Origin of the sequence: Pseudomonas sp. UC 17F4, assembly GCF_900101695.1 — a bacterium.
In the GTDB taxonomy this organism is placed as follows: domain Bacteria; phylum Pseudomonadota; class Gammaproteobacteria; order Pseudomonadales; family Pseudomonadaceae; genus Aquipseudomonas.
The window spans coordinates 5,479,295-5,504,085 of the sequence record NZ_FNKV01000001.1; the positions used below are offsets into that span (position 1 = coordinate 5,479,295).

A 24,791-nucleotide genomic window follows, 5' to 3' on the forward strand; every position below is an offset into this window, starting at 1 on the left:
ACAGGTTCAAAGATGCCAGTTTACCTCACTCAGGTAGCGGCCGATCAGGGCAATGCCGCTGGCCAGCACCAGCCAGGTGACCAGGCGCACGAAGGTCTCACGCGACATGTTCAGGGTCAGGCGCCGGCCCAGGTACACACCGCCCAGCATCATCGGCGCCAGGCACAAGGCCAGCAGCAACAGCGGCAGGTCGGCATATACGCCAGCGATCAGGAACAGGCTCAGACGCACCACAGTGCTGCAACTGATCAGCGCGCTCTGGGTGGCCCGCGCCTGCTCCTTGGAGGGCAACCGGGCGTTGAGGTAGAGCGCATAGAGAAAGCCGCCGCTGCCGAACAAGGCACCGAACAGGCCGCCCGCCGTCCCCATCGGCACCGACCAGGCCGCCGACAGCTGCGCCGGCCTGACCTTCACCGCCAAGCTGTAGAGGGCATAAGCGCTGATAAACAGCCCCATCAATAACAGCAACACGTCGGACTTGAGCTTGAGCAGAAACACCACGCCAAAGGTGCAGCCCAGCGCCATGCATGGCAGCAGGCGCATCAGCTCCGGGCGCGCCACGTCTTTGCGCGCCGGCAACCAGTTGCCGAAGGCGGCGACGAAATCCAGCAGCACCAGCAACGGAATGATCCGCGACAGCGGCATGAAGTTGATCAGCACCGGGCCGGCCACCAGCGCGGTACCGAAGCCGGCGATGCCGAAGACGACATAGGCGGCGCCAATACCCAACAGGATCGGCAACCAGTCGAGCGGGGTAAACGGTAATTGGGCAAACAGGGTGGAAAGCATGACGGTCTTCACCAGTGGAGGTGTAGAAACTTTAGCCAGCTGCAAGCCATGCCGACTAATATGCAATTACCTTACAAGCCATCTTGAAACGGCATAGCAGCATGATCTCTACCCGTCAGTTGCGTTACTTCGTCGAAATTGCCGAGAGCGGCAGCTTCAGTGCTGCGGCCGAGCGGCTGTTCATCGCCCAGTCGGCGCTGAGCCGGCAAGTGAAGGAGCTGGAGTCGCAACTCGAGACCCTGCTGTTCGAGCGCACCGCCCGCCAGCCGCGCCTCACCGCTGCGGGCCAGGCCTTTTTGCCGCGGGCGCGGACCTTGCTGGTGGACCTGGAAAAAGCCCAGCGCCTGGCCCGTGAGGTCGGCCAGGGCGTGCGCGGCAGCCTGCGCCTGAGTCACTCGAGCACCGTGCCGCTGAGCGGGCAGTTGCTGGCGCGGCTCAGTGGCTATCTGCATGACAACCCCGGGGTGTCCATGGAAATCGCCCAGCAGTCCTCCGAGGCGCAGCTTGAGGAACTGGCCGAAGGTCGCCTGGAAGTGGGCCTGCTGCGCCTGCCGGTGCTGCGTCAGCACGAGGACGTATGTGTGCAGGCGCTGTTCGAGGAACCCTTGCTACTGGCAGTGGCTCAGGATCATCGGCTGGCCGGGGAAAGCAGCGTGCACCTGGCGCAGTTGCATGAAGAAGCCTTTATCTCCATCCCTCACCGTCAGCGTGGCGGCTTGAGCTACCTGTCTGCTCAGCTGTGTTCGCGTGAAGGCTTCTTCCCCCGGGCTGCGCGGGTGGTGTCGCGCAAAACCACATAACTGCAGCTGATCCAGGCCGGGTTCGGGGTGGCGTTGCTACCGCGCTGCATGCAGGACCTTGCGCCGGCGACGGTGAAGTTCGTGACACTGGCTGATGAAGACTGCAACAGCACCGTGGCGCTGGCGTATCGGCGCGATGCCGGAGCGCTGGTGCAAGGATTCTTGAACTGCATGCAGGACCGGTAGGAGCGGGCTTGCCCCGCGATCAGGTACGGTCAGCCAGATCGCATCGCGGGGCAAGCCCGCTCCTACATGCCGACACCTGTGCAACATTCCTTTATGATGCAGCCCATGATCAAAGACCCCTTCGAAAGACTCGGCCTGGACCGCGAAGTCCTGACCGTCAGCCAACTCAACGGCCGCGCCCGGGTGCTGCTGGAAGACGTGTTCCGCAATATCTGGGTCGAAGGCGAGATCTCCAACCTCGCCCGCCCGGCCTCCGGTCATGTCTACTTCACCCTCAAGGACAGCGGTGCCCAGGTGCGCTGCGCATTGTTCCGCCAGAACGCCGCGCGGGTGCGCCAGGCCCTGCGCGATGGTCTGGCGGTCAAGGTGCGCGGCAAGGTCTCGCTGTTCGAAGGCCGTGGCGACTATCAACTGATCCTCGATACTGTCGAGCCGGCCGGTGACGGCGCCCTGCGCCTGGCCTTCGAAGCGCTGAAGGAAAAGCTCGGCGCCGAAGGCCTGTTCAGTGCCGAAAACAAACGCGCCCTGCCCGCTCACCCGCAGCGCATTGGCATCGTCAGCTCGCCCACCGGCGCGGTGATCCGCGACATCATCAGCGTGTTCCGCCGCCGTGCGCCGCAGGTCGAGCTGACCCTGATCCCCACTGCCGTGCAAGGCCGCGAAGCCATCAACCAGATTGTCCGCGCCCTGCAACTGGCCGACAGTCGCGGCTTCGACGCGCTGATCCTGGCCCGCGGTGGCGGCTCGCTGGAAGACCTCTGGTGCTTCAACGAAGAAGCCGTGGCCCGCGCCATCGCCGCCTGCCAGACGCCGATCGTCAGCGCCGTCGGCCATGAAACCGACGTCTCGATCAGTGACTTCGTCGCTGACGTGCGCGCCCCGACGCCGTCTGCCGCCGCCGAACTGCTGGCCCCGGACAGCAGCGACCTGCAACGGCGCATCGACAGCCTCAAGCGCCGCCTGCTGCTACGCATCCAGAGCCGTTTGATGCACGACCGCCTGCGCCTGGACAGCCTGACCCGGCGCCTGCGCCACCCGGGCGAGCGCCTGCGCCAGCAGGCCCAGCGCCTCGACGACCTGGACATGCGCCTGCGCCGCGCCTTCGAGCAGCGCCTGAACCAGCGCCGCGAGCGCCTCGCCCGCCTGGACACGCGCCTGGCCGCGCAACATCCCGGGCGCACCCTGACCCTGCTCAAGCAGCGCCTGGACAGCCTCGCCGAACGCCTGCCGCGCGCCATGCGCGAGACCCTCAAGGACCGTCGCCAGCGTCTGCAGGCGCAGGTCCAGACCCTGCACGTGGTCAGCCCGCTGGCGACCCTGGGCCGTGGCTACAGTATCTTGCTCGACGAGCGCGGCCAGGCCATCCGCAACGCCGCCCAGACCCACAACGGCCAGCGCCTGACCGCCCGCCTGGGCGAGGGCGAGTTGCAGGTGCGGGTCGAAGACAACCACCTGACCCCGGTCACGCTCTCTTTACTGGACTGAACCATGCCGCGTCTATTTGCCCCGCTGTTGCTGCTGTGCCTGGTGTTCGCCAGCAGCGCCCAGGCCAGCTACATCACCCGCCAACTGAACAAGCCGGTACCCGGCGGCGTCGCCGTCGTCGACCTGGGCCCGGCCGCCACGCCACCCAGCGCGCGCTTTGATGGCAAGCCAGTGCTGGTGGTCAGGGAACAGGACACCTGGCTGGCTATCGTCGGCCTGCCACTGACGCAAAAGCCCGGCACCGCGCAGCTCACCCAGGGCAGCCGTACCCTTAGCTTCAACGTGGGCAGCAAGAAGTACCCGGAACAGCGCATCACCTTGAAGAACAAACGCCAGGTCAACCCCGACCCTGCCGACCTCAAGCGCATCGACGCCGAGCTGGCCGAGCAGATCAAGGCCTACCGCAGCTTCAGCCCCACCCTGCCGAGCAACCTGATCCTCGACAAGCCGGTCAACGGCCCGCTGTCGAGCAAGTTCGGCGTGCGCCGCTTCTTCAATGGCGAAGAACGCAACCCGCACGCCGGCCTGGATTTCGCCGTACCCGCCGGCACGCCGATCAAGACCCCGGCCAACGGCAAGGTAATCCTCATCGGCAATTACTTCTTCAACGGCAACACGGTGTTTGTCGACCACGGCCAGGGCTTTATCAGCATGTTCTGCCATATGTCGAAGATCGACGTGAAACCCGGCCAGCAACTGAGCCGCGGCGCCGTGGTTGGCCGCGTCGGCGCGACCGGCCGCGCCACCGGCCCGCATATGCACTGGAACGTCAGCCTCAATGATGCGCGGGTCGATCCGGCGATCTTCATCGGCGCCTTCCAGCCCTGAGGCCTGGCTTGCGCCATTCAAAAAGACCGCGCAACTGGCGCGGTCTTTTTATTTGTAAATCGCCATAAAATCTCGACAAAACTGGTTTTTTAAGCATTTCTCTCAATTTTCTCGCAAGGCTTGCCATCTTTAACCCCACTGGTTAGGGTTGAAGCCATGAAAACCTTTCAGACCCTCATCCTGCTTCGTCAACACCGCAGCCTCTGCCTGGTCAGTGCACGACTACCAAGCTGAATCGCGTCGCCTCGCCTTTTCATCTCGTTTTCGTTCGGCGGGCCCCTTTCAAGGCCGCACATTCAAGGATTGCTTTCATGACCATGCTCAAAGACCCTTCGAAAAAATACAGCGCCTTTGCGACCGTCAACCTGGCGGACCGCACCTGGCCTTCGAAGACCATCACCCAGGCGCCGATCTGGTGCAGCTCGGACCTGCGCGATGGCAACCAGTCGTTGATCGAGCCCATGGATGCGGCGAAGAAACTGCGCTTCTGGAAGACCCTGGTCAGCGTTGGCGTAAAAGAAATCGAGGCCTCGTTCCCGTCCGCTTCGCAAACCGACTTCGACTTCGTTCGCACCCTGATCGAAGATGGCCACATCCCGGACGACACCACCATCCAGGTGCTGACCCAGGCCCGTGAAGACCTGATCGCGCGCACCTTCGAATCGCTGCGCGGGGCGAAAAAGGCCATCGTCCACCTGTACAACGCCACCAGCCCGTCGTTCCGCCGCATCGTCTTCAACCAGGACAAGCAAGGCGTCAAGGACATCGCCGTGAACGCGGCCAAGCTGTTCGTCAAATATGCCGCCCAGCAGCCACAAACCCAGTGGACCTTCCAGTACTCGCCGGAGACCTTCAGCGCCACCGAGCTCGAGTTCGCCAAGGAAGTCTGCGATGCAGTGATCGAGGTGTGGAACCCAACGCCTGAACACAAGATCATCCTCAACCTGCCGGCCACCGTCGAAGTCTCGACGCCGAACATCTATGCCGACCAGATCGAGTGGTTCGGCCGCAACGTCAACCGTCGTGACAGCGTGATCATCAGCCTGCACACCCACAACGACCGTGGTACTGGCGTGGCCGCCACCGAGCTGGGCCTGATGGCCGGCGCCGACCGTGTCGAGGGCTGCCTGTTCGGTAACGGCGAGCGTACCGGCAACGTCGACCTGGTGACCCTGGCATTGAACCTCTACACCCAGGGCATCGACCCCGAGCTGGATTTCTCCGACATCGACGGCGTGCGCAAGGTGGTCGAGGAGTGCAACCAGATTCCGGTGCACCCGCGTCATCCGTATGTCGGCGACCTGGTTCACACCGCATTCTCCGGCTCGCACCAGGACGCCATCCGCAAAGGCTTCACCCAGCAGAAAGACGATGCCAAGTGGGAAGTGCCGTACCTGCCGATCGACCCGGCCGACATCGGCCGCAGCTACGAGGCAGTAATTCGCGTCAACAGCCAGTCGGGCAAAGGCGGTATCACCTACCTGCTCGAACAGGAATACGGCATCAGCCTGCCACGGCGCATGCAGATCGAGTTCAGCCAGGTGGTTCAGGGTGAAACCGACCGCCTGGGCCTGGAGATGACCGCCCAGCAGATCCACTCGCTGTTGCACCGCGAGTACCTGCAGGCCAACGCGCCGTACGCGCTGGTCAGCCATCGCCTGCAGGAAGAGAACGGCCACAGCGCGGTGGAAGTGGAAGTTGCCGGTGAAGGCGAAACCACCCTGCACTGGCGCGGCAAGGGCAACGGCGCCCTTGAAGCCCTGGTGGCCGGCTTGCCGGTCGCCGTCGAGATCATGGACTACAACGAGCACGCCATCGGCGCCGGCACCAACGCCAAGGCCGCGGCCTACATCGAACTGCGCGTGGCCGGTGGTCGTCCGGTGCACGGCGTGGGTATCGATGAAAACATCACCACCGCGAGCTTCAAGGCGCTGTTCAGTGCACTGAACCGTTCGCTGAGCCAGCAGGCAGCCAAGGCGGCCTGAGCCCTGAACTGAGCTGCAACCGAGTGCCCGCCTCCCTCCGGAGGCGGGCACTTTCGTTTGCGTGCAATAAAAATCGTCGGTCAGCTTGCCGGCAACCCCCGGTATACTCCCCTCCTCGCTTTACCTTGCGCTGCGCGCACATCATGAAAGGACACTCGATGAGCAACTACCTCGAGCGGGCACTGAGCGGCCTGCGCACCATCGGCATCAACCTCGTTCGTCCGGTCCAGGACGCTCCGGTACTGGTACTGCTCGACCGTGTGGCGCAATACGACAGCAGCAAGGTCACCTCGATCGCCGCCGTGCTGCAGCAAGCCACCGCCTTCAACAGCATGGTCCGCGAGCAGATCGAGGGCATGGACATTTCCACCCGCTTCATGGACATCACCCAGAGTTTTACCTCGATCCGCGAAGACGCCGCCGCCATGGCCGGCTGGATGGACGACGGGCGCCTGGACAGCATGGAAAAACTCAAGCTGGCGTGGATGAATGTACGCCGTGGCTCGATCCCCAGCCGCTTCAACGACATTCGCGACAACTACCTGCAAGTGTGCAAGTCGGCCAACGACCAGATCAGCCGCGAGACGGTGATCCTCGAGTCCTACCTGGATTTTCGCATGGCCATGAAAGCCGCCGAGGTCGAGGCCCAGCAAGTGCTGGCGATTGCCGGCCAGGCCCTGGAGCAGCGCACGGTCGAGCTTAACGAAGCCAACCAGCAAGTCGCCGCAGCCGAGTCGGCCGAGCCTGCCCAGCGCTCCGCCCTTGAGCTGCGCCGCGATGAAGCCGTGCGCGCCCTGCAGGATGAAGACAAGCGCTACCAGATCGTCAAGGACATCGCCGACGACCTCAAGGTCGGCTACAACACCGCCGAGATGGTCTTCGCCCGCATCAACCAGGTGCACGTGATCAAGGAGCGCCAGTACCAACGCATGGTCTCGTTCTTCTCGACCAACGAGGTGGTACTCACCGGCCTTGCGGTCTCGTTCACCGCCAACAGCGGCCTGGCCGAAGCCACTCATACCCTCAATGCCACCACCGATGGCATCAGCAAGGGCCTCGAAGCCCTGGGCACTACCGGCAACCAGCAACTTGAAGCTGCGGTCAAGGCCAGCTACGGCTCGACCATCAAGGTCGATTCGGTTCGCGCCCTGGCCGATGCCACGCTGTCGTTCCAGAACGACATGCACAGCCTGACCGAAACCTACCGGGCCGAGTCGAGCAACGCATCGCGCGACATCGCCGCTGCGGTCGAGGACTCCAAGCGTAAGTTCGCCGCACTGCTCAGCAAGGCGGCCTGATGAGCAGTATTCCACTCTCCGAACAGCTCGGAGCGATGGCGTTCGTCGACGAATTGCGCCACCAGCAGATGCAGGTCCAGGAACACCTGGACCTGCCCAAGCGCCGCGCGGAAGTTGCGGCGCGCATCCGGACCTATTACCAAAGCCACAACATCGCTTTCGATGAGGCCTTGATCGAACAAGGCGTGCGTGACTTCTTCGCCCGCCGCCTGATGTTCGAGGCACCACCGCTGAGCTGGCGGCAAAAGCTGCTGAGCAAGGCGTCGATGGCGCGCAGCCAACTGTTCAAGGTGGTCCTGGCGATCATCGCCGCGGCACTGATCACCCAGTGCACGCGCATTGCCCACGACAGCGGCATTACCGTCGAAATCGAAAACAGCGCCCGCGACCTGCGCCGCCATGATGAAGACGTGCGCGCTGACATCCAGCTCAAGCACGAGCAGCTCAGGCAGTGGCAGCAAAAGGCGCAGGCCCAGCCCGATGCCGCTGTCAGCCGCATCCTCGATCAGGTCCGGCAAACCTTGCCGCCGCTGGACCAGAGTTTTGCCAGCGATGTGCCGCAGTTCGTCAACAAGACCAACCGCGACAATGTCAAAAACCTGGTCACGATGCACGAGGCGCAGATCGAGCAGGCCCGCAAGGCCGTTTCCTCGGCCCGCGCAGCCTTTACCACGGTAGAGGGTATCTACCCGCAGCGCGATAACCTCGCCAGGCTGCTGGCGATGCCAGCCTACCTCGAAGGCCTGAAGCCGTTCCCCACGCTCAAGGCGCTTGCCGAATCGGCTGACCGGCAACTGCTGCAGGTTAACGATGGCGATACGCTCAAAGCGGCCAGCCAGCAAGTGGCCAAACTGGATCTTGAGATCGAGCGCATCGCCTACTGGCTCGAACAGAGCACCCTGCGCGATCAGTTGCAGCAGCGCCTGCAAGCGATGCCGCTGGCCGCCGGTGACCGCGCGCAACTGCAAGCGCTGCTGGCACAAGCCAACAATGCCCTGCATGAGCAGAACGTCCCCCAGGCCCGTTATCAGCTCGAGCACCTCAAGCAGATGCTCGACTTTGCCGCCGTGCCATTGACTGTGCAGATCGTCGACCGCACCGGGATCAAGTCCGGGGTCGAACGTTGCTACGACCCCGCCGGCTGCAACCGCGGCGAAGACACCGACAAGGGCAAGAGCTGGTTCCTGGTGGTCGAGGCTACCGACGCAGGTGGCATCAGCGTCGAGGTGCCGGTTACCAGCGCCGAAACCGGCAAGCAGCGCTGGACTCGTTTGTTCGCCGTGCGCGTCAGCCAGGCCGAATACCTCAAGGTCAAAGCGGACAAGCTCGACGATGGCCATGTCGATAACCGCATGATGGGCAGCAAGGCTGCCAACTCGCTGACCCTGCGCTTCAACCAGCGCACCACGGGCAACCCTGACATGATCATGGACTGGTGAACACATGACCCCTTCTACCCTCACCGGCAACGTGGCGCAGAACGCTCGCAGTTGCGAGGCCTTGCTGCGCAGCGCCGAGCAACTGCTGTCGGCCCTGAGCGACCAGGAAGCGCGCCTGGAGCAGGACATCCTCACCCGTCTAAGTAACATCGCCACGCTCAAGCTTGAACATCGCCCGGCCCTCGATCAGGACACCCTGCAACAACTGCAAGCCCGCCAGGACGCCGAAGCGCAACTGCGCGCCGAACTTGCCCGGCTCGAAACCGATATCGCCGAGTCGCTGGCCGCCCAGCACGCGGTGCGCAGCCAGATTGAAAGCATCGACCGCCAGGTCAAGCAGCAACTGGCGCTCGAACCTGCCTGGTGTGAGCTGGGCGAGCAGTTGCTGGCCGCGCAAGAGGCCAACACTGAAGCCAATACCGGCTACCAGGAAATCCGCCAGGAGTGCGTCGACAAGCTGCCTTCGTACAGCGCCAACCCGATCTACTACCACCTGCTCAAGCGCGACTACGGCGCTGAGCAGTACCGCTACAATTTTCTGCACCGCTGGCTCGACAACACGCTGGCCAAGCGCGTCAACTTTGTCGGCAACCGCAACAACGAGCTGATCCTGCGGGCCATGCAGACCCGCAACGAAGAGCTGCAAGGTGAGCGCCTGAGCCTGATAGCCGGGTTGCAGGAGGCAGTCGACCAGCACCTGGCCCTGGCGCGCACAGCCGCTGGCATGGACCCGCTGAGCCGCGAAGACGTCACCCTGAACAAGCACATCGCCGCCGCCAAGGCCCGGGCCAACGAGCAGCACCTGAAACTGGCCAATTTTGCCGGCAAGCAGGACCCGCATTACCTGCGCATCCGCCAGAACATCACCGAGCGCCTGCAGGCGCAAACCATCGAGCAACTGCTGGTCGAAGTACAGAAGACCCCGGACAGCAACGACGACAAGATCGCCGCCCAGCTCAAGGAACTGTACCCGCGCCTGCGTGACGTCCAGGACCGTTTGCCGAAGCTGCGCGAGCAGCATGACCGCGCCCTGCACAATTATGAGCGAGCCAAGGAACTGGAGCGGGCGCTGCGCACCGACTATTACCGGGACAGCGACTACACCTACAACACGACCTTGAGCATCGAGCGCCTGCTGACCGATTACATGACCCGCGACCTCAGCCTGCACGCCCTGGAAACCGTGCTGCAAAGTGGTCGGCGCCTGGTGCCGCGCAGTTCTTCGTCGAGCAGCTCTTCGTCATTCAGTTGGTCGAGCTCCGGCTCCAGCAGTTCGAGTTCGAGTTCGAGCTCAAGCGCCAGTGACTTCTCCACCTCCAGCAGCAGCGGTGGTGGCAGCTTCAGCACCAGCGACAGCTTCTAAATGCTATGCCGGTCTTGCCCGTATTTCAGGCGTGACCGGCATGCTGGCCATCAATCTTTGAGGTAGTCAGAAGCCCCAGAAACCGATTTCACCCTGCTCTTCGTTATAGTGCTGGTAGCCTTCAAACAGAACCGACCTTTTGATCTGCTCCCAACTGTAGGGGTTGATCGAAGTGTCGTCGGGCAACAGGACAATTTTCTGGGTGGCAAACGAGGTGAGAAAGATCAGGTCCTCGCGTGTCACGCGATGAAACTCGTCAACGACCAGATCGACGAGATTATTGTCCGCAGCCTGTTTAAGTTTACCGCCAGCCAGCATCTTGTGTGCATACACCATATTGACTTGATACATGTAGTTCGTCGAATGAGCGGGAAGAGTCAATGAACACTCGACAGAACTGGACTCTGAGAATGTCTCACCATAGACGCTGGACTCAGTGATCTCAGCCCCCAACTTGATCGCCCCCAGCTTTACCCCGGCGCCATAGGTTTTCGAGACTGCGGTCGCATAACTTTTGCTCAACCCCTGGTTGATTGTCTCTTTGACGATCTGATCTTTATCGATTAGGTTCGACAGCGCCTTGAGGTAATCCATATAAGCAAAGATAGGACGTGTTAAAACTACCCACGTGGACCCCAGGTAACTGACATTACCTTCCACCGTCAGGCCATTCACCCAGCAGCCATAACTGGGTGCGCCTTTTGCAAATAAATAACGATCAATTTCGTAGGCGCCTTCTTTAAAGGGCAAGTTGCGTATTTCTGGTTGCTGAGTCATAGGTGCATTCCTTGTCGTAACGGGTAGTGTCTGCAATGTCCGAGCACACTTGACGCTCAGTAGCGTTTTCGCGGATCGTCAATGGCGTCCATATCAAAACTCCAGGCGCCGGCATTGACAGCCGCGGAGTACTTGTCGAGCAGTATCAATTTGAATAGGTCATCTCTGGATAGAGGCTGGTCCGGCTCGTGGACCTGCTCGCGAGCACAAAGCCGACTGGTTGCCACCGAAGAAAGCAGTATCAAGTCGTTTTTCCCACCCGTGCTCACAACGCACGCATGATTGGAGCTGAACAGGCCACCGATAGTGTCAGCAGCAGCGAATACGCGATGGGCATAGACCAGTGCTACCTGATAAACCAAGTAGGTCGCACTACCCGGGACGAGTAACGATTGTTTTTGCGGCCGTGCAGGTGCCCAGGCCTGCTCGGAATCCATCCCGGTTTGAAGATTGGAAAACGCATTGACTTGATCAATCGCCGGCGCCACAGAACAGTCTTTTGCCGTGCCCTTGAAGAACCAAAGGTGATGCCCCTGAGCAGCGCTGACTTCTATGTTCTGATCGCCAGTAGCCTGTATCACTCGCGTATCAACATAGTTCAGATAGGCAAAAACCGGCCGGCTGATGGTCGGCCATTTACGCCCTTTGAAGCTGACTTCGCCGTAGATTGACTGCCCGCTCACCCAGCAGCCTCGATTGAAATTTCGATCGCCAATCAGATAGCGTTCAATTTCGTACGACCCGCTCTTGAGCGGGAAGCCGATGGCTTCATGTACTTCTTCTTGCATAACGCACCTCAGTTAAAAGTCGTGTAGCCTCTTAACCGTACGGCGCGGTCGACAATCACGACAGCCGGACGCCCTTCCCTACAACGCCAGCAACATCGAAAAATCACCGGCAAAAAAAAAGGTGCGCCGACCAAGCGCACCTCAAAGCCGTGTAGCACACAACGAATTCGGTTTCAGTCCAGCAGTGCCAGGGCCTCGGCGCTGCAGGCTTGAATACGGGCCCAGTCGCGGTTGTTGATCCAGCTGCTGTCGAGCATCCAGGTACCACCCACGCACATCACATTGGCCAGGGCCATGTACTGTTTCACATTACCCAGGTTGACCCCGCCGGTGGGGCAGAAGCGCACGTCGCCGAACGGGCCGCCATAGGCTTTGATCGCTGCCACGCCGCCGCTGATTTCGGCCGGGAACAGCTTGAAACGCCGGTAGCCGAGGGCGTAGCCCATCATGATTTCCGACGGCGTGCTGATACCTGGCAGCAGCGGGATGTCGCTGTCGACGCCGGCCTCGAGCAAATCCTGGGTGATGCCCGGGGTGACCACGAACTGCGCGCCGGCCGCTTGCACGGCGGCAAACATGGTGCGGTCCAGGACTGTGCCGGCACCGATGCACAACTCCGGGCGCTGCTCGCGCAGGACCTGGATGGCCTTGAGGCCATGGGAGGAGCGCAGGGTCACTTCCAGGGTCTTGATACCACCGGCCGCCAGGGCGTCGGCCAGGGGCAGGATGTCTTCTTCGCGGGCGATGGTGATCACCGGCAGAATGCGCGCCTGGGTGCAGATCTGATCGATCCGGGCAATCTTGTCGGCCATGGAAGCTCCCGGCTGTTTCAGTTCATGCGTGGTCATAACGGCGGATCCTTGGCTCATGGGCACCAGTAAATATCCAGAGGGTCTTGTAAGAAGGCACGAATCGGCATCTCGGCCAGGTCACTGCCCGTCAGTGCGGCGCGCAGGGTAGCGAGTTTGCCCGGGCCTTGCACCGACAAGGCGGTAAAACCGGCGCTTGCCAGCAGCGCGCGGGTCATGCTCAGGCGTTGATGCGGCACGCTCGGCGCCAGCATCGGCAGACAACGGCGGGCGCTGTTCGGATCAAGACCTTCGGCAAGGTTCGGGCTGTTGGGGAACAGCGAGGCGGTATGGCCATCGTCGCCCATACCCAGCACCAATACGTCGATACCCGCAAGCTCGGCCAGGGCCTGGTCGGCTTCCAATGCGGCCGCTTCAAGGTTCGCAGCAGCATTGTAGAGATTGAGGAAATGCGCCTTGGCAGCAGGGCCGGTCAACAGGTGGCGCTTGAGCAGGCCAGCATTGCTGTCGGCATGCTCCACTGGCACCCAGCGTTCATCGGCAAGTGTCACCAGTACCTTCGACCAGTCCAGCGGCTGCTTGAGCAGTGCGGCGAAGAACGCCACCGGGCTGCGGCCGCCGGAGACGACCAAGGTAGCCTGGCCCTTGTCGGCAATCGTCGCATTCAGGCGAGCAGCCACATCCTTGGCCAAGCCTTCGGCCAACAGCGCAGGGGCAGTGAATTCATGTGCCGCGACGTTTGCCGGCAGTTGCAGTTCAGATATCGCCATACCAGGACCTCCCATCGCGGGTAATCAGTGCAATCGAGCTCATCGGCCCCCAGGAACCGGCGGCATAGGGCTTGGGCGCGTCGCCCGACTGCTTCCAGCCGGCGATCAGCTGATCGCACCACTTCCACGCGTATTCGATTTCGTCTTTGCGCACAAACAGGTTCTGATTGCCGCGCATCACTTCCAGCAACAACCGCTCGTAGGCATCGGGGATCCGCGCGCTACGCCAGGTGTCGGAAAAATTCAGCTGCAAGGGCCCGCTACGCAGCTGCATGCCTTTGTCCAGGCCCTGCTCCTTGGTCATCACCCGCAGCGAGATGCCTTCATCCGGCTGCAGGCGGATGATCAGCTTGTTGCCGATCTGCAAACGCTGTTCCGGGGCGAAGATGTAGTGCGGGGTTTCCTTGAAGTGGATGACGATCTGCGACAGCTTTTGCGGCATGCGCTTGCCGGTGCGCAAGTAGAAGGGCACCCCCGCCCAGCGCCAGTTGCGGATATCGGCACGCAGGGCGACGAAGGTTTCGGTGTCGCTCTGGGCGTTGGCGTTGTCTTCTTCCAGGTAGCCGGGCACCGGCTTGCCTTCGCTGTAGCCGGCAATGTACTGGCCACGCACCACCTGGGTGCTCAGGCCCTCGCCCTTGATCGGCGCCAGGGCTTTGAGCACCTTGACCTTCTCGTCGCGGATGCTGTCGGCAGAGAGGTCACTGGGCGGGTCCATGGCAATCAGGCAAAGCAGCTGCAGCAGGTGATTCTGGATCATGTCGCGCAATTGCCCGGCCTTGTCGAAATAGCCCCAGCGCCCTTCGATGCCGACCTTTTCGGCAACGGTGATCTCCACGTGGGAGATCGAGTTCTGGTTCCACTGGGTTTCGAACAGGCTGTTGGCAAAACGCAGGGCAATCAGGTTCTGCACCGTCTCCTTGCCCAGGTAATGGTCGATGCGGTAAACGCGGTTTTCCGGGAAGTACTGGGCCACGGCGTCGTTGACCCGCCGTGAAGACTCCAGGTCATGGCCGATGGGTTTTTCCAGCACCACCCGGGTACGGGCGCTGAGGCCGGCTTTATCGAGGTTCTCGCAGATGCCGCCATACACCGCCGCCGGGGTGGCGAAATAGGCAATCAGCTGGCTATCGCTGCCAACCTGCTCAGCCAGCGCCTGGTAGTCCTCGGCTTTGAGAAAGTCCACGTGCAGGTAGCTAAGGCGGGCGAGAAAGCGCTGGAGTACCGGCCCCTCGACCTGCCCGGCAGGCACGAACTCCTGCAGGTGCGCCTCGATCGACGCCAGGTGCTCAGCGACACTGCCCGGCTCGCGAGCCAGGGCCAGCACCCGGGTATCGGCGTGCAGCAGGCCGGCCCGGTCGAGCTGGTAGAGCGCCGGGAACAGCTTACGCAAGGCCAGGTCGCCGAGGGCGCCAAACAGGGCAAAGGTGCAGGGTTCAACGCTGATCGAAGCCATGATGTTGGTTCTTTTATCAAGTTGACGTAGAAATACCGTTTTCAATCGCAGTTTTCAAGGAATAATGTAGTAAAAACCACAACATTTTACTCAATGGACAGATTCAAGTGGTGTGCCATCCATGCCATCAGTACGATAGGCCACCGTGTCAAAAGCCCGCTGCTGTCGCCAGCCGGCTGTCTCAACGACCCAAGGAAAACACCCATGGACCGCGTGCGAAACCTCCTGGAGCAGATCCAGGGCCGCCTCGAAGAGCTGAACAAGGCTGAGCGCAAAGTCGCCGAAGTCATCCTGCTCAACCCCCAGCAAGCCACCCGCTTCAGCATTGCCGCCCTGGCCCAGGCCGCCAAGGTCAGCGAGCCGACGGTCAACCGCTTCTGCCGCTCGTTCGGCGTCAGCGGCTACCCCGAGCTCAAGCTGCAACTGGCGCAGAGCCTGGCCAGTGGCGCCGCCTATGTCAGCCGGGCGGTAGAGGCCGATGATGATCCGGCCTCCTACACCCAAAAGATCTTCGGCAGCGCCATCGCCTCGTTGGACAGTGCCTGCCAGCAACTTGATCCACAGCTGGTCAGCCGCGCCGTCGACATGCTGATCCAGGCCCGGCAGATCCACTTCTTCGGCCTTGGCGCCTCGGCGCCGGTGGCACTCGATGCCCAGCACAAGTTCTTCCGTTTCAACCTGGCAGTGTCAGCCCATGCCGATGTGCTGATGCAACGCATGCTGGCCTCGGTGGCCCACACCGGCGAGCTGTTCGTGATCATCTCCTACACCGGACGCACCCGCGAGCTGGTCGAAGTCGCGCGCCTGGCCCGGGAAAACGGCGCCTCGGTACTTGGCCTGACCGCCGCCGACTCGCCACTGGCCAAGGCCAGCAGCCTGAGCCTGAACATCCCGCTGCCCGAAGACACCGACATCTATATGCCGATGACTTCGCGGATCATCCAGCTGACCGTGCTCGACGTGCTGGCCACCGGCATGACCCTGCGCCGCGGCGTCGACTTCCAGCCGCACCTGCGCAAGATCAAGGAAAGTCTCAACGCCAGCCGCTACCCGATCGACGACGAACTCAACTGAGCAAGTGCGCCTGCAGCCGCAGGTGTGCTTGCTCACCCGGCGCCAGACTCAGGCTGTCACTGCTGCCGCTGGCCGCCTCGACACAGACGAAGCCCAGGGTTTCGCTGCCACTGACGCCCATCAACGGCCGGCTGCCGGGGTGCCAGACCACGGTGTCCTCGCTGTCACCGGTATCGATGCACAACTGGCGCTGCCAGGCTGGGTCGTGCAACTGCAGGGTCGCCGCATTGGGGAATACCCGCTGGCAACCGCCATGGACCTTCAAGGCGCCCTTCTGCCGACAGGCCTGACGGTTCAAACGGTCGTAACCCTCAATGTTTTCTAGCCCAGACAGCGCTATCTCGGAAACGTCACTAATACGCCAGTAGGCCAGCAGAGCATGGCTCAACTGACAAGGCTGGCTGTCCTGGTGTTCGGTACTGAGCTGCAGCTCCATGCGCTTGCCCAGTTTGGCCAGCAGGTCAACCTGCCAGTCGCACAGCTGCAGGCGCCATTTGAGGGTCACGCCGTCTGCGTCTTCACTGCTGTCGATCAGCTTCCAGTCGAGCAGGCGCGCCCAACCGTGGGCCGGCCACATGTCTTCGCTGGGATGGCGACCGTACCAGGGCCAGCACACCGGCACGCCGCCGCGGATGGCGCCGACTTGCGGCCACTGCGCCGCACACCACAGCCAGGGGCGCTCGCCCTGGGGCTGGAAGTGCAATAACTGCGCGCCCTGACGGCTGAATACTGCCTGGCATTGCGGGTGATCGATGATCAGCACGTCGCGCTGCTGGTAACGCTCCCACTCAAAGGTCGGCCTGGGCCTCTGTGAGGTGAAAAAGCGTTGTAGCGGGTGCTCTGGCATGGCGGGGAACTCTTGTTGTTAGTGAGGGCCTCATCGCGGGTCAAGCCCGCTCCCACAGGTTCTGCGCAATCCATGTGGGAGCGGGCTTGCCAGCGATCGACCGCACAGCGGTCGCAATATGCGTAAATTTACAACATATCACCTCAGAACGACGACTGAATCTTCAACCCGGCGACCAGCGCGTTATCCACCTCATCCACCCCGCCCGGGCTCTTGATGTACTGCAGGTTCGGCCGCACGGTCAGCCAGTTGGTAACGTGGAAGCCGTAGTACAGTTCGGCGTTGTACTCAGTCTTCTGGATCGGCACGAAATCGGCGTCGTTGTAATCCGCGATACCGCTCTGCTGGTTGAGCAGTTTTGCCCTGTCCTGCACGTCATCGTTGACGTGGATGCGCGCTACGCCAAAGCCAATGTCATCCTTGGGCCGGCCATCGAAGGCGCCCTTGTAGACCATGCCCACCTGCTGATAGTTGTCGACCACGTTGGTGGCCTTGTCGTGCACGGTGAAGTTGGCGAACAGGCTCAGGCCGCGGTTGGCATCACCGTTGTGCGTAGTGACCTGCTGTTGGGCCACCACCCACCAGCCATGCTTGCTCGAATGCGACTTGAAGGCGGCGCCGGTCAATGCCTGGGGCTGGCCATTGAGGTCTTCATAGACGTCATCGGCCTTGGCCGTGCTGTAGTAGTAACCCAGACGGTACTCACCCGGCAGGCCGTTGACCTGCGGCGACCAGACCAGCTCCACCGGCAGGATCATGCCCTTGGTGCCGCTGCCGCTGAGCTTGAAGCCATTGCCGGTCTCAAGGTTGGAGGGGTTCTGCTCATACACGCCGACCTGGGCGAAGAACTCCGGGGTGATGTTGTACTTGACCCGCATGGCCCACTGGCTGACCGGCCAGTTGTACCAGATGCCGCCAACCCAGTTACCCACCTGCGAGCCGCAGAACGCCAGGTTCTGGAAGTCGCAGGGGAAGCTGTTGAAATCCTCGCCTTCACCGAAACGGCCGACCTTGATATCCAGGGCGCCATCGAAATATTTCTGTTTGACCCACATCTGCGTCAGGCGCCAGGTCTGGCCACGGCCCCAGACTTCCTGCACCGAACTGAACTGGCCGGCGCGCGGGTCGCTGATGCGGTCGTTGGACAGGTTGCGCCCGCTACGCTCGGTGATCGCCAGCTTGAACTCGGCATCGTGCCAGCCGAAGATCTTCTCCAGATCCAGATGCGCACCGAGCGCGAACTGGTCGCTGTAACGGGCAGTCTTGTCGTCGTTGTAGCCACCATTGAGGTTACCGGCCACCTCGCCGACGTAATCGAGGGTGAAGTCGTAACCCTTCTCCAGCAATTCGGTGCGGGTACCGCCCCAGTCGCCGCTCATCCATTTCGACTCCGGGGCAAAGGCGCCGGCCGCCTGCGCCCCGCAACTGACGCCAAGGGCCGCCAGCAGGGTCAGCGGCGCCAGCGGCTTGATACGCTTGAAGTGATCCATCCCTTGTTTCCTCGTTTTATTGTTCTCGATGGGGTTCTACGTTCTATAACGAATTCAGCGGCCCTTGAATTGGGCGACATTGTCCTGACTTGTCTGCGCGGGTGCGGCAACACCCAGGCGCTCACCCGTGGCGGCATCGAACAGCAGCACCCGCGCCGGGTCGAACTGCAGGTTGAGGGTGTCGCCGACCTGGGTTGGCACATCCGGGGCCAGGCGGCAGCAGACTTTGGTCTGGTTGAGGGTGACGAACACCAGCAGGTCCGGCCCGGTGGGCTCGGTGATCTGCACTTCGGCACGAATGCTCGGCAAGCCGTTGGCCTGGGCCGGGGCGAGGGCGATCTGTTCGGGACGAATGCCGAGAATCACTTCACGCTCCTCCAGGCCCGCGACATTGAACCCCAAGGGTAGCTCGCAACGCGCCTGGCCACTGTCGAGCAGGGCCAGCAGGCGCCCGTCCTTGCGCTGCAGGCGCAGGGGAATGAAATTCATCGGTGGCGAGCCGATGAAGCTTGCGACGAACAGGTTGGCCGGGTCGTTGTAGATCTGCTGTGGGGTGCCGAACTGCTGGATCAGCCCGTCTTTCATCACCGCCACCTTGTCGCCCAGGGTCATGGCCTCGATCTGGTCGTGGGTGACGTACACCGTGGTGGTCTTCAGGCGCTGGTGCATCAGCTTGATCTCGGTGCGCATCTCCACCCGCAGCTTGGCGTCGAGGTTGGACAGCGGCTCGTCGAACAGGTAGATCTTCGGCCGCCGCGCCAGCGCCCGGCCCATGGCCACGCGTTGCTGCTGGCCACCGGACAGCTGGCCAGGCTTGCGCGTCAGCAGGTGCTCGATCTGCAGCAGCTTAGCCACCCGCGCCACTTCTTCATCGATGGCGGCGGCGGGCATCTTGCGCATCTTCAGGCCGAAGGCGATGTTGTCGCGCACGTTCATGGTCGGGTACAGCGCGTAAGACTGAAACACCATGGCGATGTCGCGGTCCTTGGGGCTCATGCCACTGATGTCGGCATCATCCACCAGGATCGCCCCGCCGCTGATCTGTTCAAGGCCGGCGATGCAGTTCATCAGGGTCGACTTGCCGCAGCCGGACGGCCCGACCAGGATCAGGAACTCGCCGGAGTCGATCGACAGCTCGATGTTCTTCAGGGTGTCCGGCATGCCGCTGCCGTAGCTCTTGTTGACGTTGCGCAGTTCAAGCGTTGCCATTGTGTTTACCCCTTGACCGCGCCGGCCGTGAGCCCGCGCAGGAAATACTTGCCAGCCAGCACATAGACCAACAGGGTCGGTAACCCGGCGATCATCGCCGCCGCCATGTCGACGTTGTATTCCTTGACCCCGGTACTGGTGTTGACCAGGTTGTTCAGGGCCACGGTGATCGGTTGCGCATCGCCACTGGCGAACACCACGCCGAAGAGAAAGTCGTTCCAGATCTGGGTGAACTGCCAGATCAGGCAGACCATGATGATCGGCACCGACATCGGCAGCAGGATGCGCCCGAAGATGGTGAAGAACCCCGCGCCATCGAGCCGCGCCGCGCGCACCAGCGCCTCCGGCACGCTGCAGTAGTAGTTGCGGAAAAACAGCGTGGTAAAGGCCAGCCCGTAGACGATATGCACCAGCACCAGGCCGCTGGTGGTGCTGGCCAGGCCCAGCTTGCCGAGGGTGAACGAGGCCGGCAGCAGCACGGTCTGGAACGGCAGGAAGCAGCCGAACAACAGCAATCCGAAGAACAGCTGCGAGCCCCGGAAGCGCCACATCGACAGCACGTAACCGTTCAACGCACCGAGCAGGGTCGAGATCACCACCGCCGGCACGGTGATCTTCACCGAGTTCCAGAAGTAGCCGCCGACCGTGTCCCAGGCCTTGATCCAGCCGATGCCGGTGATTACCTCGGGCCAGCTCAGCAGGTTGCCGGTACGGATGTCCTCCGGCGACTTGAAGCTGGTCAGCAGCATCACGACCAGCGGGATCAGGTACAGCGCGCAGGCCAGGATCAGGGTCGAGTAAATCGCCAGGCGGCTGAAGCTCAACGTGCGGGGAGCGAGGGACCTAGTCATGGCGCTTGTTCCTCAGTTCCGAATACAGGTAAGGCACCAGGATCGACAGGATCGCGCCGAGCATCAGGATCGCGCTGGCCGAGCCCATGCCCATCTGCCCGCGGCTGAAGGTGAAGGAGTACATGAACATCGCCGGCAGGTCCGAGGCATAGCCCGGGCCGCCTGCGGTCATCGCCGCGACCAGGTCGAAGCTCTTGATGGCGATGTGCGCAAGGATCATCAGCGCGCTGAAAAACACCGGGCGCAAACTCGGTAAAACGATACGCAGGTAGATGCTCGGCAGGCTGGCGCCATCGACCTGCGCGGCGCGGATGATCGACTGATCGACGCCGCGCAGGCCGGCCAGGAACAGCGCCATGACAAAGCCCGAGGCCTGCCACACGGCGGCGATCACCAGGCAGTAGACGACCCGGTCGGGGTCCACCAGCCAGTCCAGGCGAAAGCCTTCCCAGCCCCAGTCGCGAAGCATCTTGTCCAGGCCCAGGCCGGGGTTGAGCAGCCACTTCCAGGCGGTGCCGGTGACGATCATCGACAGCGCCATGGGGTACAGGTAAATGGTGCGAATGAAGCCTTCGCGGCGGATGCGCTGGTCGAGCAGCACCGCCAGCAGCACGCCGATCACCAGGCTGATGGCGATGAACATGCCGCCGAACAGCAGCAGGTTCTTGCTCGCCACCCACCAGCGGTCGTTCTCCATCAGCCGTGCGTACTGCGCAAGGCCCACCCATTTGTAGCTGGGCATGAAGCTTGAGTTGGTGAAGGACAGGACGAAGGTCCAGAGGATGTAGCCGTAAAAGCCCACCAGGACGATCAGCATGCTTGGCGCCAGCACCAGTTTCGGTAACCAGCGCTGCAGGGCGTCCAGGGGTGAGGCCTTGTTGAGTGTGGCAACAGTGCTCATCAGGATATCTCGTGTGGAGGCAATCGCGGGTATTGTGGGAGCGGGCTTGCCCCGCGAAGGGCCCGAAAGGCCGCCCCCACATCAGCCCATCACTTGGCCGACTTGATCGCCGAACTCAGCTGCTTGACCGCTGTCGCCGGGTCGGCTTTGGGGTCGTTGAAGAAGTTGGTGACGACATCGAAGATCGCCCCCTGCACCGCCAGCGAAGTCGCCATGTTGTGGGCCATGCTCGGTTGCAGGCCGTCGCCTTTTTCCGCTTCCTTGAAGTCCACCGCCGACTTTTGCGTACAGGCGTCGAACTGGCTCATGTCCATGTCCTGGCGTACCGGCAGGGAGCCCTTGTTCTGGTTGAACACGGTCTGGAACTGCGGCTCCAGGGCGACCTTGGCCAGGTCGTTCTGAGCCTTGATGTCGTCCTCGTTCTTGAGCTTGAACATCGCCAGTGAGTCGATGTTGTAGGCAAAGCTGCCCTGGGTACCGGGGAAGGCCACGCACTGGTAGTCCTTGCCCGCCACCTTGCCGGCGGCGGTCCACTCGCTCTTGGCCCAGTCGCCCATGATCTGCATGCCGGCCTTGCCGTTGATGACCTCGGCGGCGGCAATGTTCCAGTCACGCCCGGCGCGGTTGGGGTCCATGTAGGTGCCCAGGCGTTGCAGGGTCTTGAATACCTCGACCATCTTCTCGCCGGTCAGGGTGCTTTCATCCAGTTCGACAAAGGCTTGGTGATAACCCTGGGGCCCGAGAATGCTCAGCACCAGGTCTTCGAAGACCGTGCTGTCCTGCCACGGCTGGCCGCCATGGGCCAGCGGGATGAAACCGGCCGCCTTGAGCTTGTCGGCGGCAACGAACAGCTCATCGAGGGTAGTCGGCACCTTGGCCCCGGCCTTGTCGAACACCTGCGGGTTGATCCACAGCCAGTTGACCCGGTGAATGTTCACCGGCACCGCCACATAGTGGCCGTCGTACTGCATGATCTGCGCGACTTTCTTCGGCAGCAGGGCATCCCAGTTGTTGGCCTTGGCGACATCGTCGAGTTCTGTGAGCAGGCCCAGCGCACCCCATTCCTGGATGTCCGGCCCCTTGATCTGGGCGGCGCCCGGCGGGTTGCCGGCCACGGCGCGGCTTTTCAATACGGTCATAGCCGCGGCGCCACCGCCACCGGCGACGGCGTTGTCCTTCCAGGTGAAGCCGTCTTTCTCGACTTGTTCCTTGAGGGTTTTCACCGCTGCGGCTTCACCACCGGAAGTCCACCAGTGAGTGACTTCAACGGTACCGTTGGCGGCAATTGCACTGAGGGGCAACAAGGAGGCGAGGGAAATGACAGCGGCGAGGCGATTGATCGCATTCATCGAGAGAAACCTTTTCTTGTTGTTATGCAGGTGCAAGTCGTGGTGCTTGCGCTTGCATCGGAGTCTAACCAGCGGCACGGGGGCTGCAGGTAACGAAGGGATGCGCGAATGTCACCAGTTGGTGACATTCGCCTGAATGAGGGTGTCAGTCATTGCTGCGCGGCAGGCTCAAGGTCACCCGCAGGCCCCCTTCACGCAGGTTGCGCAGGCTCACCTCGCCGCCGTGGCTGTGGGCGATGTTGCGCGCAATACCCAGGCCCAGGCCATAGCCCTGCTGCTGCCCGGCCAGGCGAAAGTGCGGCTCGAACACCTGCTCCTGACGCTGCTCGGGCACGCCCGGGCCTTCGTCATCGACCTGCAGGACGAAGCCGCTGTCGCTGTCGATGATGCGCAGGTGGGCGCGCTCGCCGTACTTCAAGGCGTTGTCGATCAGGTTGCCGATGCAGCGTTTGAGCGCCAGCGGCTTGCCCGGATACGGCGCCAGGGCCCGGCCTTCGAGGGTGATCTGGCCACTGCCCAGGTACGGCTCGACCAGGCATTCGAGCACCTGATTGAGGTCGATTCGCTCGATGTTCTCGTGGATGTCGGTGTCCTTCACGCACTGCAGCGCGCCCTTGACCAGCATCTCCAGCTCATCGAGGTCGCGGCCGAACTTGGCCTGCAACGGCTCGTCATCGAGCAGCTCGACCCGCAAGCGCAAACGGGTGATCGGTGTGCGCAGGTCGTGGGAGATGGCGCTGAACAACTGGCTGCGCTCGGTCAGGTAGCGGCTGATGCGTTCGCGCATGGCGTTGAAGGCGCGGCCCACCTCCTCCACTTCGCTGCCGCCACCTTCGGTTACCGGCTCGACATCAGCGCCCAGCGACATCTCCCGCGCAGCCAGGGCCAGGCGCTTGAGCGGGCGACTCTGCCAGTGCACCAGCAGGCCGATGAACAGCAGCAGGAACGAACTGGTGAGGACGATGAACCACAGCTGCTGGCTGGGCAGACCCTGCTCTTCGAGGCTGGTATAGGGCTCGGGCAGCAGCGAGGCAATGTACAGCCATTCGTCTTCGGCGAGGTGGATCTGGGTCACCAGCACCGGCGGGTTGATCGGCTCCAGGGTCAGCGCATAGTGGGCCCAGGAACGCGGCAGCTCATCGAGTTTCAGGCCGCTGTTGAAAATCCGCAGGTCTTGCGGGCTGACGAACTGGATGGAAATTTCCAGCTGCGCGCCGAGGCGCTGGTGCAGCACCTCGCCGACGGCATCGATCACCGCGGCCTTGCGCGGCGTGGCGGGCAGTACCTGCATGTCCAGGGGTTTATCGTTGAGGGACACGACGAAACGGGTGCCGCCCATGCTGCGCAACTGGTCGAGCACCATCGGCCGGTACGCGACCGGCAGCGAACGAAAATAACTGACGCTGGCACTCATCGAATGGGCCAGGCTACGGGCGCTGGCAACCAGGCCTTGCATCTGGCTGGCGCGCAGTTGCGACAACCAGATCAGGCTCGAGAGCGCTTGCGCCAGCAGCACTACCAGCAAGGTCAACAGCAGCATGCGCCCCAGCAGCGAGCGCGGCAGCGGCAGGCGCCAGCGCCCGTCAGTGCGCAGGCGCAACACTGGCTGCCAGCAGGTAACCACTGCCGCGCACGGTACGAATCAAGCGTGGCGGCTTTTCGGTGTCACGCAGGCGCTGGCGCAGGCGGCTGACCGCCATGTCGACGATGCGGTCCAGCGGCATCGGCTCGCGGCCACGGGTGGCGTTGCCAATGGTGTCGCGGTCGAGGATCTGTTGCGGGCGATCGAGGAACAGCTTGAGCAAGGCAAAATCGGCGCCGGACAGAATCACCTCTTCACCGTCGCGGTGGAACAGCCGGTGGCTGATGGTATCCAGGCGCCAGTCATCGAAGGCCAGCACGTCGCCGCCATAGCGCTCCTGGCCAAAGCCGGCACGGCGCAGCAGCGCCTTGATCCGCGCCTGCAGTTCACGCGGGCTGAAGGGTTTGCCCAGGTAATCGTCGGCGCCCAGTTCCAGGCCGATAACCCGGTCGGCTTCGTCGGAGCTGGCAGTGAGCATGATGATCGGCACCTGCGCCAGGCGCGGATGCTGGCGCACCCAGCGACACAGGCTGAAGCCATCTTCGTCGGGCAGCATCACGTCGAGGATCACCAGGTCACAGTCGCTGGCGTCCAGGGCCTGGCGAAAGCCACGGCCGTCGGCCACCGCCTGGACGCTGAAACCGGCGCGGCTCAGGTAGGCCTGCAGCAGTTCACGGATGTCCTGGTCGTCGTCGACCATCAGTATCGACTTGCT

The 24,791-nt window shown here is 62.5% G+C and carries 21 protein-coding genes and 1 pseudogene; 8 read left to right on the forward strand and 14 right to left on the reverse strand.

The annotated features are described in order from the left end of the window. Positions 1-6: 6 nt before the first annotated feature. Positions 7-789 (reverse strand): sulfite exporter TauE/SafE family protein, encoded by a 783-nt coding sequence (locus tag BLR26_RS24990; RefSeq protein WP_371128659.1) that lies wholly within the window; start codon positions 787-789, stop codon positions 7-9. 101 nt (positions 790-890) lie between these two features. Between BLR26_RS24990 and BLR26_RS24995 the strand changes: the two are divergent. The 7 genes and pseudogenes from BLR26_RS24995 to BLR26_RS25025 all read left to right on the forward strand — a co-directional run bounded on the left by BLR26_RS24995 (position 891) and on the right by BLR26_RS25025 (position 10,173). Then, positions 891-1,775, forward strand: a pseudogene (locus tag BLR26_RS24995) (LysR family transcriptional regulator). Positions 1,776-1,880: 105 nt separating this feature from the next. Beyond that, positions 1,881-3,260 carry an exodeoxyribonuclease VII large subunit gene (xseA, locus tag BLR26_RS25000; protein WP_093387692.1) on the forward strand — a complete coding sequence of 460 codons (1,380 nt, stop codon included), beginning with the start codon at positions 1,881-1,883 and terminating at the stop codon, positions 3,258-3,260. Positions 3,261-3,263: 3 nt separating this feature from the next. Next, entirely contained in the window at positions 3,264-4,088 is an 825-nt protein-coding gene (locus BLR26_RS25005; RefSeq protein ID WP_093387011.1) for a M23 family metallopeptidase, read from the forward strand. 311 nt (positions 4,089-4,399) lie between these two features. After that, positions 4,400-6,073: a 2-isopropylmalate synthase gene (gene leuA, locus BLR26_RS25010; protein WP_093387016.1), complete on the forward strand. Its 1,674-nt coding sequence runs from the start codon at positions 4,400-4,402 to the stop codon at positions 6,071-6,073. Positions 6,074-6,231: 158 nt separating this feature from the next. Continuing rightward, complete coding sequence (locus BLR26_RS25015; RefSeq protein ID WP_045196463.1) at positions 6,232-7,371, forward strand: hypothetical protein; 1,140 nt, start codon at positions 6,232-6,234, stop codon at positions 7,369-7,371. After that, positions 7,371-8,810: a DUF6384 family protein gene (locus BLR26_RS25020; RefSeq protein ID WP_093387021.1), complete on the forward strand. Its 1,440-nt coding sequence runs from the start codon at positions 7,371-7,373 to the stop codon at positions 8,808-8,810. Before BLR26_RS25015 ends, BLR26_RS25020 begins: the two co-directional genes overlap by 1 nt. Before the next feature lie 4 nt (positions 8,811-8,814). Further along, the gene (locus tag BLR26_RS25025) at positions 8,815-10,173 is read left to right on the forward strand and encodes a coiled-coil domain-containing protein (RefSeq protein WP_093387026.1); all 1,359 of its coding nucleotides are present in this window, start codon (positions 8,815-8,817) and stop codon (positions 10,171-10,173) included. Positions 10,174-10,239: 66 nt separating this feature from the next. On the opposite strand, the gene BLR26_RS25030 is transcribed toward BLR26_RS25025, so the two are convergent. From BLR26_RS25030 to zwf, 5 genes are all read right to left on the reverse strand, one after another. Beyond that, a complete protein-coding gene (locus BLR26_RS25030; protein ID WP_093387031.1) occupies positions 10,240-10,950 on the reverse strand; it encodes a monalysin family beta-barrel pore-forming toxin in 711 nt (236 codons plus the stop codon). Between the two features lie 56 nt (positions 10,951-11,006). Continuing rightward, the gene (locus tag BLR26_RS25035) at positions 11,007-11,738 is read right to left on the reverse strand and encodes a monalysin family beta-barrel pore-forming toxin (protein WP_093387036.1); all 732 of its coding nucleotides are present in this window, start codon (positions 11,736-11,738) and stop codon (positions 11,007-11,009) included. A 173-nt stretch (positions 11,739-11,911) separates the two neighbouring features. Next, positions 11,912-12,586: a bifunctional 4-hydroxy-2-oxoglutarate aldolase/2-dehydro-3-deoxy-phosphogluconate aldolase gene (locus BLR26_RS25040; protein WP_093387041.1), complete on the reverse strand. Its 675-nt coding sequence runs from the start codon at positions 12,584-12,586 to the stop codon at positions 11,912-11,914. Positions 12,587-12,603: 17 nt separating this feature from the next. Next, positions 12,604-13,317, reverse strand: a complete 714-nt coding sequence (gene pgl / locus BLR26_RS25045; RefSeq protein ID WP_093387046.1) for a 6-phosphogluconolactonase — start codon at positions 13,315-13,317, stop codon at positions 12,604-12,606. After that, a complete protein-coding gene (gene zwf / locus BLR26_RS25050; RefSeq protein WP_093387051.1) occupies positions 13,304-14,773 on the reverse strand; it encodes a glucose-6-phosphate dehydrogenase in 1,470 nt (489 codons plus the stop codon). Before zwf ends, pgl begins: the two co-directional genes overlap by 14 nt. Before the next feature lie 213 nt (positions 14,774-14,986). Here zwf and hexR point away from each other — a divergent pair, with 213 nt between their 5' ends. Next, positions 14,987-15,847: a DNA-binding transcriptional regulator HexR gene (hexR, locus tag BLR26_RS25055; protein ID WP_176794343.1), complete on the forward strand. Its 861-nt coding sequence runs from the start codon at positions 14,987-14,989 to the stop codon at positions 15,845-15,847. Here hexR and BLR26_RS25060 read toward each other — a convergent pair. The 8 genes from BLR26_RS25060 to BLR26_RS25095 form a co-directional block, all read right to left on the reverse strand. Next, positions 15,840-16,694: a D-hexose-6-phosphate mutarotase gene (locus BLR26_RS25060; RefSeq protein WP_045196451.1), complete on the reverse strand. Its 855-nt coding sequence runs from the start codon at positions 16,692-16,694 to the stop codon at positions 15,840-15,842. The two genes, hexR and BLR26_RS25060, sit on opposite strands and share 8 nt — an antisense overlap. A 143-nt stretch (positions 16,695-16,837) precedes the next feature. Then, positions 16,838-18,184, reverse strand: coding sequence for a carbohydrate porin (locus BLR26_RS25065; RefSeq protein ID WP_093387055.1), 1,347 nt, complete (start codon positions 18,182-18,184; stop codon positions 16,838-16,840). Positions 18,185-18,238: 54 nt separating this feature from the next. Continuing rightward, positions 18,239-19,393: an ABC transporter ATP-binding protein gene (locus BLR26_RS25070; protein ID WP_093387058.1), complete on the reverse strand. Its 1,155-nt coding sequence runs from the start codon at positions 19,391-19,393 to the stop codon at positions 18,239-18,241. A 5-nt stretch (positions 19,394-19,398) separates the two neighbouring features. Continuing rightward, positions 19,399-20,244, reverse strand: coding sequence for a carbohydrate ABC transporter permease (locus BLR26_RS25075; protein ID WP_093387062.1), 846 nt, complete (start codon positions 20,242-20,244; stop codon positions 19,399-19,401). Then, positions 20,237-21,145, reverse strand: coding sequence for a carbohydrate ABC transporter permease (locus BLR26_RS25080; RefSeq protein ID WP_045196443.1), 909 nt, complete (start codon positions 21,143-21,145; stop codon positions 20,237-20,239). The genes BLR26_RS25075 and BLR26_RS25080 overlap by 8 nt, the downstream gene beginning before the upstream one ends. 89 nt (positions 21,146-21,234) lie before the next feature. Further along, positions 21,235-22,494: an ABC transporter substrate-binding protein gene (locus BLR26_RS25085; protein WP_093387067.1), complete on the reverse strand. Its 1,260-nt coding sequence runs from the start codon at positions 22,492-22,494 to the stop codon at positions 21,235-21,237. A gap of 145 nt (positions 22,495-22,639) precedes the next feature. Continuing rightward, a complete protein-coding gene (locus BLR26_RS25090) occupies positions 22,640-24,034 on the reverse strand; it encodes an ATP-binding protein (protein ID WP_305367324.1) in 1,395 nt (464 codons plus the stop codon). A gap of 43 nt (positions 24,035-24,077) precedes the next feature. Then, entirely contained in the window at positions 24,078-24,776 is a 699-nt protein-coding gene (locus BLR26_RS25095; protein ID WP_093387695.1) for a response regulator, read from the reverse strand. Positions 24,777-24,791: the final 15 nt, after the last annotated feature.